Genomic DNA, 15,331 nt, shown 5'->3' on the forward strand with positions numbered 1-15,331 from the left:
GTGTTCGTCCAGACCGGCGGACCGGGCGCCGACCAGAGCGTCCCCTTCCCGCTCGACGGCACCCGCACCCCGTCGCTGATCATCGACGGAGACGGCACCGTTTCGCCCACGGGACGCACCACCCTCACCGGCACCGGCGACGCCGGCGCGACCGTGACCTTGCACCCCTTCGGCCAAGGCCGCGGCGGCGAGGTCAGCACCGAGGTCCGCGCCGACGGCAGCTGGAGCATCAGCCGCGGCTTCGGACCGTCGAAGTACAACGCCGCCGTGTTCGTCCAGACCGGCGGACCGGGCGCCGACCAGAGCATCCCCTTCCCGCTCGACGGCACCCGCTGAGACAGACCCACACCGACCGACGGGCCCCGAGACACCTCGGGGCCCGTCGCCGTCTCGACAGCAGGTCGTCTCCCCGTTGACACGAGGAAACCTAAATATTAGTATATTTCACTGGTACGTCGGCAGGGAGCTGATGGTGCCCACCCGAGACGCGAGGAGTCCCATGACCCGCACACCCACCACCCGCCGCGATGCGACGATCGGTCCGCGACGATGAAGATCCTGTTGATCACCCAGTTCTTCGACCCCGAGCCGACCCTCAAGGGCATGGCCTTCGCCCGCGAACTGACCCGTCGGGGCCACGACGTCCAGGTGCTGACCGGCTTCCCCAACTACCCGAGTGGTCGCCTCTATCCGGGATGGCGGCAGCGCCCGTTCGCCCGCGAGTCCGTCGACGGCATCACGGTGACCCGCGTCCCGCTCTACCCCAGTCATGACGACTCCGCCGCCCGCCGAGCCCTGAACTACGCATCTTTCGTCGCGAGCGCGTCGCTCGCGGCCCTGCTCGTCGATCGACCCGACGTGGCCTACGTCTACAACCCCACGGCCGGCATCGCCGCCTGGGCGCTCAAACATCTGAGGGGCGTGCCGTTCGTGCTCGACGTCCAAGACCTCTGGCCCGAAACCGTGACCAGCAGTGGCATGATGCGCAACCGAGTGCTCGTGCGCATCCTCGGAGCGATGACCGCTCGGGTCACCGCCGCCGCAGAGCACGTGGTGACCCTGTCCCCGGGAATGACCCGCGTGGTGGCCGAACGATCGCGACGCCCCGAAGCCGTCTCGACGATCCCCAACTGGGCCCACGAGCCCTCCCCGGCGGAACCTGCGGCCCCGGCCCCCCTGGCCCCGGCCGCCCCGGCCGGCCGGGCCGGCCGGTTCGTGGCGACCTTCGCGGGCAACGTCGGCCCCGCCCAGGGCGTCGACACCCTCCTCGACGCCGCCGCCCTGCTGTCGGACACACCCGGCGTCACCATCCGCGTGGTCGGCGACGGCCTCGACGCCGACCGCCTGCGGCGCCGCGCCCAGGTCGAGCGACTGTCCAACGTCGAGTTCACGGACCGCGTGTCCGTCGAGGAAGCCGCGAGGATGCAGCAGTCCTCCGACGCCCTGATCGTGCACCTCACCGACGATCCCCTCTACCGCATCACGGTCCCGTCGAAGACCCAGGCCTGCCTGATGGCCGGACGCCCCGTCGTGATGGCCGTCCACGGGGACGCGGCCGAGCTCGTACGACGAGCGGGCGCGGGTCCGGTCGTGCCCCCCTCCGACCCCGGACGACTGGCCGACGCCCTTCGCGACCTCGCCCGGCTGGACCTCCACGAGAGAGAACTCCTCGGAGCGGCGGGACGCCGCTTCTACGACGCCGAGCTCTCCCTCCGGAGAGGCGTCGACCGGTTCGAGTCGATCCTCGAGCGAGCAGCGTGCGCCCGTCCGCGACTCGACGCCCTCAAGCGGATGGCCGACCTGGTCGCCGCGGTCGTCGGGCTCGCCCTGAGCGCGCCCGTCCTCGCCGTGGTCTCCGCTGCGGTCGCGGTCGATCTCGGTCGGCCCGTGCTCTTCCGCCAGGAGCGCCTCGGGCGCGACGGTCGGATCTTCCGCCTGGTCAAGTTCCGCTCGATGAGCGACGAACGGGGGGCCGACGGCGAGCTGCTGCCCGATGAACGACGAGTCACCCGACTCGGCGCCTTCCTGCGCGTCTCCAGCCTCGACGAGGTGCCGAGTCTCGTGAACGTCCTGCGGGGCGACATGTCCCTGGTCGGACCTCGTCCGACCCTGCCCCGCTACTCGGGCTGGTTCACCGACGTCGAGCGCCACCGCTTCCGGGCCCGACCGGGGGCATCGGGCCTGGCGCAGGTCTCGGGACGCCACACCTCGTCATGGGACGAGCGCCTCGCCTTCGACGTGCACTACGTCCGCCACCCGTCCCTTCGCGCCGAGCTCAGCATCGTGGCGCGGACCATCTCGACGGTGCTGAGGAGGTCCGATGCCGTCGCGGTCGACGCGGTGAGCCGGGCGCACCTCGACCACGAACGGGCGGCGACCCCTCCTCAGCCCTCGTGACGAGACTCCGGACGGATGGACGCCGTCCGGCACGCAGCAGCGGGACACTCTCGCGAAGTATATATTTATATCCACTCTTGCCGGATGATGTCTGAAATGCAAGAATAGTTCATGTCCGAGAGGGCAGCCCGAGCACGGTCTCCGTGCGACTTCGAGGAGAAGAACATGGATCTGCGCGACTACGCCCGACTGGCTCGACGCTCGTGGTGGATCGTCCTGATCGCCTCCGCGGTCGGAGCCGGCATCGCCCTGGCGATCTCGTCCGTCGTGACCCCGCGATACGTGTCGACCGCCCAGCTCTACGTGGTCGTCCGCGCCTCGGGCGACGCCACCACCGGTGACGTGGTCCAGGGCAGCACCGCCGCCCAGCAGAAGGTCCTCTCGTACGTGGACATCGCGAGCTCGAGCCGGGTCCTCGGGCCCGTCATCGACGAACTCGGACTCGACGTCTCGTCGCGCGAACTCGCCGAGTCCGTGACGGCGACGTCGCCCGAGGACACCGCACTCGTCGTCATCGAGGCCGCTGACCCCTCGGCAGAGCAGTCCGCACGCATCGCCGACGCCATCGCCACGACCCTGAGCCGGGTCGTCGACTCGATCGAGAACGTCGAGACCGCCGGCGTAGTGAGACTCGAGCTGGTGCAAGGGGCCGACACCCCCGATTCGCCCGAATCACCCCGGCCCGTCGTCAACACCGCCCTGGGCGCCCTGCTCGGGAGCGTGGCGGGCCTGGGGCTCGCCGTCCTGCGCTCGACCCTCGACACCCGCATCCGCACCGCGGCCGCAGCCGAGGCCGCGTCAGGAGCCCCGGCCATGGCCGCGATCACCTACGACCCCGACATCCAGCGTCGACCCCTCATCGTGCACAGCGACCCGCACGACCACCGGGCCGAGGCGTTCCGCACGCTGCGCACGAACCTCCGGTTCGCCTCGGTGGGCGGACACCTGACGACCCTCGTCATCACCTCTCCCAGCCAAGGCGAGGGCAAGACCACCGTCGCGTGCAACCTCGCCATCGCCCTCGCCGACAGCGGCGCGCGGGTCGTCCTGGTCGACGCCGACGTCCGTCGCCCCCAGGTCGCCGATCGAATGGGTCTCGAAGGCGCGGCCGGTCTGACCGACGTGTTGATCGGTCGCGCCGAGGTCGACGACGTCCTCCAGCCCTGGGGTCGTGACCGACTCATGGTCCTGCCCGCCGGCGCCATCCCCCCCAACCCCAGCGAGTTGCTGGGTTCGCAGGGCATGTCGACCCTGCTCACCGACCTCGCCCACGAATTCGACCACGTCGTGATCGACGCCGCACCGGTCCTCCCGGTCACCGACGCGGCCGTCGTGAGCACGGTGGCCGACGGGGCCTTGATGGTCATCGCGGCCTCCCGGACGCAGATCTCCGACGCCACCGCCGCCCGCGCGGCCCTCGACCGCGTCGGCGGTCGCGTGGTGGGCGTCGTGCTCAGCATGGTGCCGACCAAGGGTGCCGACGCCTACGCCGCCAACAACTCCTACTACCGCGCCGAGTCCCGACACGAGACGGGCGCGAGCAGCCCCTCGGGGCGCTGACGTGTCAGCAACCCACGACGAACGACCATCAACGACCAACCGGCAGCAGCCGAGCACGGGAGACGCCATGACCACCGCGACGCACCACCGCACGCCGACCGGGCCCGACGGGCCCGGTCCACTCGGCGGCCACGCCGGCCGCCGTGTCCTCGTGACCGGTGGCACGGGTTCCTTCGGCCGCACCGTCACGCGCCGACTCCTCGACGGCGACGTCGCCGAGGTCCGGATCTTCAGCCGCGACGAGGCCAAACAGGACGCCCTGCGCCACGAGCTGTCCGACCCTCGGGTGCGGTTCTACGTCGGTGACGTGCGCGACTTCGAGAGCGTGCGCCGCGCCTCCCGGAACGTCGACCACGTCTTCCACGCCGCCGCCCTGAAGCAGGTGCCGTCATGCGAGTTCTTCCCGCTCGAGGCGGTCAAGACCAACGTGCTGGGCAGCGAGAACGTCGTCCGCGCGTCCGAGGAGAACGGCGTGACGTCGCTGGTCTGCCTCAGCACCGACAAGGCCGTGTACCCGGTCAACGCCATGGGCATGACCAAGGCCATGATGGAGAAGGTCGCGCGGTCCCACGGGTTGAACGACGCGAAGGCCACGACGACCGTGTCGTGCGTGCGCTACGGCAACGTGATGTACAGCCGCGGGTCCGTCATCCCGCTGTTCATCTCGCAGATCAAGGCCGGCACGCAGCTGTCGGTGACCAACCCCCACATGACCCGCTTCATGATGTCGCTCGCCGACAGCGTCGACCTGGTCGAGCACGCCTTCGGGCACGCCGAACAGGGCGACCTCTTCATCCGCAAGGCCCCGTCGTGCACGATCGGTGATCTCGCCGTGGCCCTGCAGTCGCTCTTCGGCGTCGACCGCCCGCTCAAGGTGATCGGCAGTCGTCACGCCGAGAAGATCTCGGAAGCTCTCGCCACACGTGACGAGCTGGCCCGCGCCGAAGAGCACGGCGAGTACTTCCGCATCCCCGCCGACGGCCGCGACCTCAACTACGGCGAGTACGCCGACGACGGCGACCACACCGTCGACGCGGCCCGGGACTACGACTCGCACACGGTCGAGCGGCTCGACGTCGCCGCGGTCCGCCGCATGCTGTTGCAGCTTCCCGAGGTGCGGCGCGAGCTCTCGCGGGCCGGCCTCGGCGAGGGGGCGGCCGCCTGATGGACGTCATGACCGGCGCCGGCGGGTTCCTCGGCTGGCACGTCCGCGCGCTCGCGCACCTCCGCGGACACGACGAAGCCCGCCGCATCCGACTCGGGCGGGACGCCGACCCCGCCTCGATCGCCACGGCCGTCGAGGGGGCCGACCGGGTCCTGCACCTCGCGGGCGTGAGCAGGGCGAGCGACGACGACCTGCGCGACGGCAACGTCCTCTTCGCCGAACAACTCGCCCGGGCCGTCACGACGTCCGACCGCCCGCCGGCCACGATCGTCTACGCGAACTCCATCCAGTCGGGCGCGGCCACCGCGTACGGCCAGGGCAAGGAGCGAGCCCTCGAGGTCCTCCAGGTCGCCGCCGACGCGGTGGGTGCCGACCTGGTCGACCTGCGGCTGCCGAACGTCTTCGGCGAGCACGGACGGCCGCAGTACAACAGCTGCGTGGCGACGTTCTGCGACGACCTGACGTCGGGCCGAGAACCACGACTCCACGTCGACATCCGTCGTGGCTTCGTCTCGGCTCAGACCTCCGCGGAGTTCGTCCTCGGCGAGCGCCCCGCCTCCGAGCTCGCCTCGGCGGCGCGCTGGCGGCTGGTCTCCGAGGTCATGAGCGAGCTGATCGAGATCGATCGCGAGTACTCGGGTGTCGCCGTGCCCGCGCTCGACGGGGGCTGGCGACGAGATCTCGTCAACGCCTATCGGTCGTTCTCGTTCGCCCGACGGCCCGTGATCGACGTCGACGGTCACGTCGACGACCGCGGCGCGTTCCACGAGATCGTCCGATCTGACGTGGGGGGCGGGCAGACGTCGTACTCGACCACCGTCCCCGGTGTCACGCGGGGCCAGCACGTCCACCGCCGGAAGGTCGAGCGCTTCTGCGTCGTCGGCGGTGACGCCGTGATCAGGCTCCGTCGACTGCTGACCGGAGAGGTCGTCGAGATCCCCGTGTCCGGCGACCACCCGGTCGCGGTCGACATCCCGACGTTGTGGGCGCACTCGATCGTCGCCGTCGGCGACCGGCCCGTACAGACCATCTTCTGGGTCGACGAACCCTTCGACCCCGCCCGACCCGACACCTACCAGGAGGACGTATGACCCGCCCGCTCAAAGTGATGACGATCGTCGGCACCCGCCCCGAGGTCATCCGACTCGCCGCCGTCATCCGACGGTTCGACGACCACGTCGACCACGTGCTCGTGCACACCGGCCAGAACCACGACCACACCCTGAACCAGGTCTTCTTCGACGACCTGGGCCTGCGTGCTCCGGACCACGTGCTCGACATCGACACGTCGTCGCTCGGCCGCGTGCTCGGCACCGTCCTGATCGAGACCGAGCGGGTGCTGCTCGCCGAGGCGCCCGACGCCGTGGTGGTGCTCGGCGACACGAACAGCTGTGTCGCCGCCGTCGTCGCGAAGCGCATGCGCATCCCCGTGTTCCACCTCGAGGCCGGCAACCGTTCGTTCGACGAGAACGTGCCCGAGGAGACCAACCGCCGGCTGGTCGACCACGTGGCCGACTACGCCCTGGTCTACACCGAGCACGCCCGCCGCAACCTGCTGGCCGAGGGCATCCACCCGTCACGCATCCTGCTGACCGGCTCGCCCATGCGCGAGGTGCTCGACTCGGCGGCCGACGGCATCGCCTCGAGCGACGTCCTGGCCCGCGAGGGTCTCGAGCCGGGGCGTTACGTGCTGGTCAGCCTGCACCGTGAGGAGAACGTCGACGACGCCGAACGGCTGACCGACTCGCTGGATGCGCTGGTGCACCTCGCTCGCCATCTCGACCTCCCCGTGCTCGTCTCGACGCATCCCCGCACCCGTCGCCGGCTCGACGAGCTCGGGGGCGTCGACACGACCGGGCTGGTCTTCCACGAGCCGTTCGGGTTCCACGACTACAACGCCCTGCAGCGATCGGCCGCCGTCGTCGTCTCCGACAGTGGCACCATCAGCGAGGAGGCGTCGATCCTCGGGTTCGCCGCCGTCACCGTGCGCGACCGGATCGAACGCCCCGAGGCCCTCGACTCGGGGGCGATCATCACGTCCACCCTGGGACGACACGCGTTGGTCGAGGCGGTGGGCTACGCGATGGCCCGGGTCCGTGACGGTCATCGTCCCGCCGCTCCGGACGAGTACCGGATCGACGACACCTCTCACCGGGTCGTCTCGTTCGTGCTCGGCACCGCCCGGAGCCACCACGCCCGTCTCGGCCTCCGCCCGCCCGTCCGATGACGACCGCCCGCGCCCGCCGCACGAGCTCGCTCGGCGCGTTGCTCGCCGCCGGCGGCGCGGTCGCCACGGCGCGCGCGACGTCCCTGTTGCTCGCCGCCGTGCAGATCCCCCTCGTCGCCCGGCTGCTGCCCGCCGACGAGTTCTCCATCGTGCCGGCATCCGTCCAGCTCGCGGGCCTGGTCGGTCTGCTCGTCGCCGACCCGGCCGTCCTGGCGTTCCAGCGGCGCCCAGGGGCCGCGGACGACCGCCGCCACTACCGGTGGGCGCTCCGGTGGACGATCCTCGGTCTCACCCTGGGGGCCGTGGCGCTCGTCGTCGCGGGCGCCGCCTCGGGACTGCTCGAGTTGGCCGTCGGCGTCGCAGGGTGGACCCTCGGCATGACCGTCAACCGCCTCTCGGCAGTCGCCTGGCTCATGTGGGGTCGGGAGTGGCGGTACACCGCTGCCCTGCTGGCCAGCACGGCCACGCGCACCGCCGTGCTGCTCGGCACCCTCGTGGCCGGGTGGTCGGCGCCCCTCGCCGTGGCGTCGGCGGGCGCGGCCTCCGCGGTGGTCGCGATCGTCGCCGCGCCGCGACGACGTCCCGCGGACGACGCCGAACCGTCGGCATCGGCCGGCGGCGATGACGTGACCCCCGACGTGCACCGCCCGACGCTGCGGCTCGGAGCAGGCCTGGCCGTCGGCCAACTGGGCATCCAGGTGCAGTCCGTCGCGCCCCTCCTCGTCGCGACCGCCCTGCTCGGCACGGCGGCGACCGGTGCGCTCGGCGCCGCGACGCAGGTCGCCGCCGTGGTCGCCGCCTGTCTCAACCTGGGCACGACGCTGGCGTACCCGCGTCTGCGCCGGACGTGGGATTCAGGAGGCGCGGGTGCGGTCCTGACCGTCGCGCGCCTCCTCGTCGGGGGGTGCTTCGCCGTCGGGGCCTGGGCCGTCGTGACGTTGTGCCTCGGTGATCTGGCCCTGCTGCGCCGGGCCCTGCCCTCCGGCCTGGTGGACGGCCGCCTCGTGGTGGCCGTCACGGTCGGCGTCTGCCTGTCGTCGATCGGCCTCGTCTCGTCGTGGCTGCACCAGTTCCGACTGCACACGGCCCTGATCGCCCGACGATCCCTGTTCACCGCCGGCGTGGCCGTCGGACTCGTCGCCGCCGGAACACTCGTCGGTGGCGTGACCGGTGCCACCGCGGGTGCCGTCGTGGGACTCTCGGTGTACGCGACCTCGATGATCGTCGGCAGCGGACTGCTCGGCCCGGGCTGTCTCGCCTCCGTCGTCGGCCTGACCGCCACGGGCCTGGGCGTGATCGTCGCGGGCGACGAGTCCTGGACCCTCGTCGCCACCGGTGCCGCGGTACTCGCCCTGGCAGGTACGGCACGGCTCGTGCTGCAGGTCCGACGGCTCGTCTCGCGCGACGGGGTGCCTCTTCTCGGCGGCACGACATGAGGGCCCTGAGAGGAACGACGAGCGAGAGCGTCCTCGTGACGCTCGGGCTCCTGGCGCTGGTCGCGACGCTGACCCCCCTCGGCGAGAGCACGGTCGCCGCCCTGGGCGTGCGGGTCGTCGGCGTCGCACTCGTCGTGGTGGCCGCGGCGCGGACGCGCGCGCCTCGACGCGGCGACGTGGCCTGGCTCGGAGGCCTGATGGCCTCGATCGCCCTCTACGTCGTCGTGGGCACCTTCTTCCACGGCCAATGGGTCGACGGGATCGTCACCCTCGCCTCGCTCGTGGTCGTCACCTCGGCTCTGCTGTTCGCCCTGCGGCGTCTCGATCCGGCGGTGTTCCTCACCGCCTGCCGTCGGGTCCTCACGGCGAGCGTCCTGGTCTCGCTCGCCCTGGGCGTGCTGACGCCCGACACCGCACTCGAGATGGGCAGGCTCCGGGGTGCGTTCGAGAACGCGAACTCCACGGGTTTCGTGGCGCTGGCCCTCGGCACGCTGACCCTGCTGCGCCCGCGGGGCGCCTTCTCGACGGTGGTCGCCGTGGGTGGCGTCGCCGCGGCCCTGGCCTGGAGCGCCAGTCGCACGAGCGCCCTCGCGCTGCTGATCGTCGTCGTGATCGTCCTCATCGCGCGACGATCGGCGACCCTCGTGCTCTTCGCGTTCGTGGTCGCCGTCGGCGTGCTGTGCCTCTGGGCGTGGCAGCCCGAGGTGCAGACCGTGCTCGACGGTCTCCTGCGTGGCACCGACTCCCGCTCGGCGACGACCGACCTCGCCGTGGAGGTCTTCCGCCGCCGGCCCGAGATCGGCATCGGCATCGGCAACGAGCACGGCACCCATGTGAGCAGCCCGATCATGGCGTTCGTCCACGCCGGCCTCGCGGGCGCGATCGCGTTCGCCGGGATGGCGGCGGCCTTCGTGCTCCCGGCCGGCAGAGGCGGGTGGAGCTCGTGGACCGTCACGCTCGCGCTGCTCGTCCACAGCACCGGCGAGTCCTGGCTGCTGAGTCCGATCAGCCCGATGCTGCTCGTCTCCCTCTGCGTCTGGCGCGGGGTCGTCGGGACCGACCCGGTGCTGCGTCGACGCGACCCCGAGCCGCCCGTGCCGGACCTCGCCCCGTCGACCGCCCTCTGTCTCGTCCCGTCCGCCCCCTCCCGTTCGAAGGTGACCTCATGACCCCCCTCTTCGCCGTCTTCGCACCGCACTTCCCGCCGGCCTCGGCCGGGGGCGGGCCGATCCGCAGCCTGGACGCCCAGACGGCCAGCATCCCCGACGGCACGAGGGTGTTGGTCCTCACCCGCGACCGGGACGTCGGCTCCATGACGCGCCTCGACGTCCCCTCGGGCGAGTGGACCCGTCACGGCGACGTGCCCGTGTTCTTCGCCGACACGACGTCGGTGCCCGCCCTTCTGCGAGCCTTCGCGGCGGTCCGAGCCCGGCGTCCGGACTACGTGTGCCTGAACACGTTCTTCGGCGTGGCCCTGTCGCTCGCCCCGCGGCTGCTCGGTCGCGTCGGCTGGTGGCGTGGAGCGCGCATCGTGATCGCGCCCCGGGGTGAGTTCGGCAGCTGGGCCCTGGGCTCGAAGGCCGCGAAGAAGAAGGCCTTCATCGCCGCCTTCCGACTGCTCGGTCTGCACCGTGGCGTCATCTGGCACGCCGCCACGCCCGACGAAGCCGACGACGTCCGCGCCGTCTGGGGCCCCACCGCCCAGGTCGTCGTCGACACCCCTCGGTCCCCGCTGCCGGCGACCGCCCGACGAACGGCACCGGCGCCGGCACCGGTTCTGAGAGCGGTCAGCTACGGCCGCCTCACCCACCTCAAGGGCCTCGACCTGGTGCTGAGAGGGCTGGCCGGGCTGCCCACGGGCACCCGGCTGCACCTCGACGTGGTCGGCCCGCCCGAGGACGCCGCGTTCGTCTCCGAGTGCCGACGGTTGGCCGCCGACCTGCCCGCGGGCATCACGGTCGCCTTCACCGGGCTGCTCGACCACCACGACGTCCAGACGGCACTGTCCCGGTACCACGTCGCGTTCATGGGCACCCTCGGCGAATCGTTCGGACACGCGTTGGCCGAGGTGCTGTCGGTCGGCTGCCCCCTGCTCGTCGCCGACACGACCCCGTGGACGAGCGCGATCGCGGGAGGCGCGGGCCTGGTGGTCCCGGACGTCACCGCGGACGCGTGGGCGGCCACGATCGCGCGGTTCGTCGCCCTCGACGAGGACGCGCGCCTCGCCCTCCGCGAAGGAGCCGCCGACGCGTTCGAGCGGGCACAGGACGATGCCGCCCCGCATCTGTTCGAGCGCGTCCTCGCCGCGGACCGGCACCGCTGAGGCATCGGGGCCACTCGCCCCCTCTCGCTCGCGTTCCCGTTCCCGTTCCGCACGACGGCCCGCCACATCACGTGGCGGGCCGTCGTGCGTCGGCGGCGCGCTGCCGGACGGCGAGACGTCGGGTCGCGAGGGGTCGGGTCGCGCGATGTCCGACGGCGAGACGTCGAGCAGTTCGACGTCGGCCGGTCGCCAGCCGACACGGAGGTCACTCGATGGCGGGCTCCGGCGCAGGAGGCGCGGTGAGGTACTCGCCGAGGGTGTCGTCCTGCAGGGCCTCGCGCAGCGGGTAGAGCGCCTCGACGTCGAGCTGGACGTACGACTGCCCGTCCGCGGCGACGCCTCCACCCGCCGTGGGCAGGGTGAAGGTCTGCACCGCCGACGGTGACAGCGACCGGGAGCCCCACCCGATCTCGACCAGACGACCGAAGGTGAGTCCGGGGTCGACCGAGAGGTGCTCGGTGACGGCTCCGACGAAGTCCGACACGGTGGCCGGTGAGCTGAGCGTGCCCCGGTCGACGACGCCGTCGATCAGACCCCGCATGAACGCCTGCTGGTTGCGCACCCGCTGGTGGTCGGCGTCGGCGAACGGGTGACGGGCCCGGACGAAGTCGAGGGCCTGCCGCCCGTCGAGGTGGTTCGGGCCGGCGACGAAGTCGTGCCCCTTGACCGTGAACGCCTTCTCGGAGACGACGTCGACCCCGCCGAGGGCGTCGGTCATGGCCTGGAACCCGGCGAAGTCGATCTCGGCCACGTGGTCGACCCGCACCTGCAGCAGTTGTTCGACGGTCTGCACCGTCAGGGGGACGCCACCCCAGCTGTAGGCGGCGTTGATCTTCGCCATGCCGTGACCGGGCACGTCGACCCAGCTGTCCCGCATGATCGACATGACGTACGCGGCCCGGCGGTCGGCGGGGAGGTGCACGAGCATCATCGAGTCGGAGCGACCCGCGGCCCCGGCCTCGCGGGTGTCGGAGCCGAGCAGGAGGACGTTCAAGGCCCCGGTCTCGTCGGCCACCGGGCGATCGACCTCGGCGGGGAAGGCCTGCTCGATGGTCGTCGTCCGGTCGCCGTAGGTCGAGGCGATGTGCCCCAGGTAGCCCGCGACGAACAACGCGCCGACGGTCGGCAGCCCCACGACGACACCGGTGATCCAGGCCGTGACCGCGATCCACCGGCGACGTCGGCGGCGCTGAGTCACGCCCGACTCGACCTGCTCACGCTGGCGCAGTTCACGCCGCGACCGGGGCTCGCCGAGACCGAGCGTCGCGAGACCGTCGTCGGGGTCGACCCCGTCGACCGGGGTCGGGCCCGAGCGCGTGACGGGGGCGGAGGCGGAGGGCGTCCCGAGCACGCGGCGGGTCGTGGTCGGGTCGCGGTCGTCGCCGGACGACGGGCTTCTCTCGGGCATGGAATCCTCTTGATCATGAATGATTCCTCACATCATATTTCGCATGTCGTAGAACCTCAAGGTGTCGCCCGTCCCCCCACGGGGTCCGTCCTCAGGACGACGACAACGACGGTGCCGATCCGTAGGCTGTGCGGGTGAGCACCCTCGACGACGACTACGACCTCCGCACGTCCGCGGCCGCGCTCGACACCGACGGGACGGACGTGGCCGATCCGGCGGCCGCCGCCGATCCCGCCACCGCCGCCACCGACGCCGACGCCGACGACGCGACTCCCCGCGCAGACGCCGCGACCGCGGCGTGGATCGGTGCCGAATCGATGGGCTTCCACGGCGCCGTCGACGACACCGCCGCCCTGGGTCGTTCCGCGCGCCGCCTCGTCGCCGACGGCCGACGCCTGACCGGCGTCCACCGTCGTGACCCGAACCCCGGCTCGCTCGACGAGCTGGGCTGGCCCGTGGCCACCTTCGCCTCGTTCGACAAGACCCTGCACGTCGGCGGCGGGCGCCTGATCGAGGCCGACCTGATCGCCGGGGTCACCGTGCAGCCGACCCACCGCCGCCGGGGCATCCTGCGCCGCATGATCACCGACGACCTCGCGCGGGCCAAGGCGGCCGGCACCGCCGTGGCGGCCCTGACCGCGAGCGAGGGCACCATCTACCGTCGCTTCGGCTTCGGGGTCGGCGTGCGCGAGCGCACGATCGAGGTCGACGCGCGTCGTGCGGGTGGTCTGCTGAGCGAGCCCGAGGGCAGCACCGAGCTGGTGACGACGGCGTCCCTGGCCGAGGTCGCCCCCGAGGTCTTCGCGCGGTTCCACGTCCGCAGCCCCGGCTCGATCGACCGCCACGAAGGCGCCTGGGACCACGCGCTCGGCCGCGAGCGCGCGGACGGCACGCCCGACCCGGCCGTCCGGGCCGCGGTGCACCGTGACGCGACCGGCACCGTCGACGGCTACGTCACGTACCGGGTCGAGTCGGTGGGCGGCGGCGAGGGCGCCACGGGCACGCAGACCCTCGTGGTCGTCGACCTCGTGGCCGCCTCGGACGACGCCTACCTCGGCCTCTGGCAGCTACTGCTCGCGGTCGACCTGGTCTCGACGATCCGGTACCCGAACGCCCCGCAGCACGACCCGCTGCCCCATGCACTCGTCGACGGCCGTGCCCTGACCGTCCGCCACGACGAAGACCACGTCTGGTTCCGCATCCTCGACCCCGTCACGGCCCTGCAGGCACGCCCCTGGGCGGCGGACGGCGTCGTCACCATCGCGATCGGCGACTCCCTGGGGCACGCCGCCGGCACGTACCGCGTCACGAGCGAGGCCGGCGAGGCGACGGTGAAGAAGGCGGCCGTCCGCCGGGCCGACCTCGAACTCGACGTGGCCACGCTCGGCTCACTCTGGCTCGGCGGCTTCGACCCGGTCACGCTGGCCGCGGCAGGGCTCGTCCGCGAGCGTCGCAAGGGGGCCGTGCAGAAGCTCCGCGCGATGCTGCTGCCCGAGCGGCCCCTGCACGGCATCACGTACTTCTAGGCGCGGCATCGGCCACGGGGCCGGGACGCAGGAGGCGCGGGTCACCCGACCCGCGCCTCCTGCGTCCCCCGCGCCCTGCGCGCCGGTGGGACCTACGCCCGAGCCAACCCGTTCGCGCGCGCGACCTCGCCGTACCAGCGGGCGCTCGGCTTGGGCGTGCGCTCGAAGGTCTCGCGGTCCCACCCGATCAGGCCGAACGTGGGGCGGAACCCACTGGCCCACTCGTAGTTGTCGAGCGCGCTCCAGTGCTGGTAGCCGAGCACCTCGATGCCCTCGTCGACGGTGTCGTGGACGTGCTCGAGCGCTCCCTGCGTGTAGGCGATGCGTCGAGTGTCGTCGGCGGTCGCGATGCCGTTCTCGGTGACCATGACGGGCACGTGGCCCGAGAGCTCCCAGGCGCTCCGGATGCCCTCGGCGGCGGCCGGCGGGTAGAACTCCCACCCCGTCAGCGTCGTCTCGAGCCCTTCGGCGACCGGACGCGGGCCCTCGGGCCCGACGAACGTCTGCGTGTAGGCCTGCACGCCGACGAAGTCGTCACCCGCCGCCATCTCGCTGTACCAGTCGTCTCGGACGTAGCCGTACTCGCGCGTCGTCTCGGCGGCACCCGGCTCGTCGACGGCCTTGAACGCCTGGGTCGCGACGGTCCAGCCCGACTTGATCTGCGGCAGCTGCGACAACACCTCGCGGCTGCGCTTGTGCGACGCGAGCAGGGCGTCCGCGACCTCGAGGTCGGGGTTCGGCAGGCCGTAGGCGACGAGGTTCGAGGCGTCCTCTCCCCCGGCCAGCATGGCGGCGATGTTCGGCTCGTTGATGGTGCACACGTACCGGACGCCCTCCGCGACGACCGGCAGCGCGAGCTCGGTGTACCGGGCGAACAGGTCGGCGGCGTTGGGCGCGCGCCAGAAGCCGTCGCGCTCGAACCAGCGGGGCACGGTGAAGTGCATCAGCGTGACGATCGGCTCGATGCCGAACTCGTGGCAGGTCTCGACCATGCGGCGGTAGTGGGCGACCTGCGCCTTGCTGACCATGCCGCGCTCGGGCTCGATGCGGGCCCACTCGATGCTGAAGCGGTAGCTGTTCAGGCCGAGCTCGGCGAGCAGCCGGATGTCGTCGCGGAACCTGTTGTAGCTGTCGGCCGCGTCACCGCTCGGCTCGACGATGGTCGTGCCGGGGGCGTTCTCGTGCACCCACCAGTTGCTGTTGACGTTGTTGCCCTCGATCTGGTGGGCGGCGGTGGCGGCTCCCCACAGGAAGCCGTCGGGGAAGGTCAGCACAGGGTGGTTCCTTTC

Annotated in this window: 12 protein-coding genes; 10 read left to right on the plus strand and 2 right to left on the minus strand. The window is 72.0% G+C overall.

The features are described from left to right. The 9 genes from SZ60_RS17400 to SZ60_RS17410 all read left to right on the plus strand — a co-directional run. Positions 1–336, plus strand: a 336-nt coding sequence (locus SZ60_RS17400; protein WP_197073501.1) for a hypothetical protein, incomplete at its 5' end; no start/stop codon positions are given. Positions 337–549: 213 nt separating this feature from the next. Further along, a complete protein-coding gene (locus SZ60_RS04455; protein ID WP_043594046.1) occupies positions 550–2,397 on the plus strand; it encodes a sugar transferase in 1,848 nt (615 codons plus the stop codon). A gap of 165 nt (positions 2,398–2,562) precedes the next feature. Next, on the plus strand, positions 2,563–3,957 hold the full coding sequence (locus SZ60_RS04460; protein ID WP_052505152.1) for a polysaccharide biosynthesis tyrosine autokinase: 1,395 nt from the start codon (positions 2,563–2,565) through the stop codon (positions 3,955–3,957). A 67-nt stretch (positions 3,958–4,024) separates the two neighbouring features. Further along, the gene (locus SZ60_RS04465) at positions 4,025–5,122 is read left to right on the plus strand and encodes a polysaccharide biosynthesis protein (RefSeq protein ID WP_082059874.1); all 1,098 of its coding nucleotides are present in this window, start codon (positions 4,025–4,027) and stop codon (positions 5,120–5,122) included. Beyond that, positions 5,122–6,213 carry an SDR family oxidoreductase gene (locus tag SZ60_RS04470; protein WP_043594048.1) on the plus strand — a complete coding sequence of 364 codons (1,092 nt, stop codon included), beginning with the start codon at positions 5,122–5,124 and terminating at the stop codon, positions 6,211–6,213. Before SZ60_RS04465 ends, SZ60_RS04470 begins: the two co-directional genes overlap by 1 nt. Then, the gene (wecB, locus tag SZ60_RS04475; RefSeq protein WP_043594050.1) at positions 6,210–7,349 is read left to right on the plus strand and encodes a non-hydrolyzing UDP-N-acetylglucosamine 2-epimerase; all 1,140 of its coding nucleotides are present in this window, start codon (positions 6,210–6,212) and stop codon (positions 7,347–7,349) included. The genes SZ60_RS04470 and wecB overlap by 4 nt, the downstream gene beginning before the upstream one ends. After that, entirely contained in the window at positions 7,346–8,785 is a 1,440-nt protein-coding gene (locus SZ60_RS16320; RefSeq protein WP_052505153.1) for a hypothetical protein, read from the plus strand. Before wecB ends, SZ60_RS16320 begins: the two co-directional genes overlap by 4 nt. Next, complete coding sequence (locus SZ60_RS17405) at positions 8,782–9,954, plus strand: hypothetical protein (RefSeq protein ID WP_197073502.1); 1,173 nt, start codon at positions 8,782–8,784, stop codon at positions 9,952–9,954. Before SZ60_RS16320 ends, SZ60_RS17405 begins: the two co-directional genes overlap by 4 nt. Continuing rightward, positions 9,951–11,108, plus strand: a complete 1,158-nt coding sequence (locus SZ60_RS17410; protein ID WP_052505154.1) for a glycosyltransferase family 4 protein — start codon at positions 9,951–9,953, stop codon at positions 11,106–11,108. The genes SZ60_RS17405 and SZ60_RS17410 overlap by 4 nt, the downstream gene beginning before the upstream one ends. Positions 11,109–11,313: 205 nt before the next feature. Here the strand turns inward: SZ60_RS17410 and SZ60_RS04505 are convergent, their stop codons facing one another. Beyond that, positions 11,314–12,516, minus strand: coding sequence for an LCP family protein (locus tag SZ60_RS04505; protein ID WP_052505155.1), 1,203 nt, complete (start codon positions 12,514–12,516; stop codon positions 11,314–11,316). Between the two features lie 134 nt (positions 12,517–12,650). On the opposite strand from SZ60_RS04505, the gene SZ60_RS04510 reads away from it, so the two are divergent. Then, positions 12,651–14,042, plus strand: a complete 1,392-nt coding sequence (locus SZ60_RS04510) for a GNAT family N-acetyltransferase (RefSeq protein ID WP_056229863.1) — start codon at positions 12,651–12,653, stop codon at positions 14,040–14,042. Positions 14,043–14,134: 92 nt separating this feature from the next. Here SZ60_RS04510 and SZ60_RS04515 read toward each other — a convergent pair whose 3' ends face one another. Further along, positions 14,135–15,316, minus strand: coding sequence for a glycoside hydrolase family 1 protein (locus tag SZ60_RS04515; protein WP_043594058.1), 1,182 nt, complete (start codon positions 15,314–15,316; stop codon positions 14,135–14,137). Positions 15,317–15,331 lie beyond the last annotated feature (15 nt).

The organism is Frigoribacterium sp. MEB024, assembly GCF_000878135.1.
Classification (GTDB): Bacteria; Actinomycetota; Actinomycetes; order Actinomycetales; family Microbacteriaceae; genus Frigoribacterium.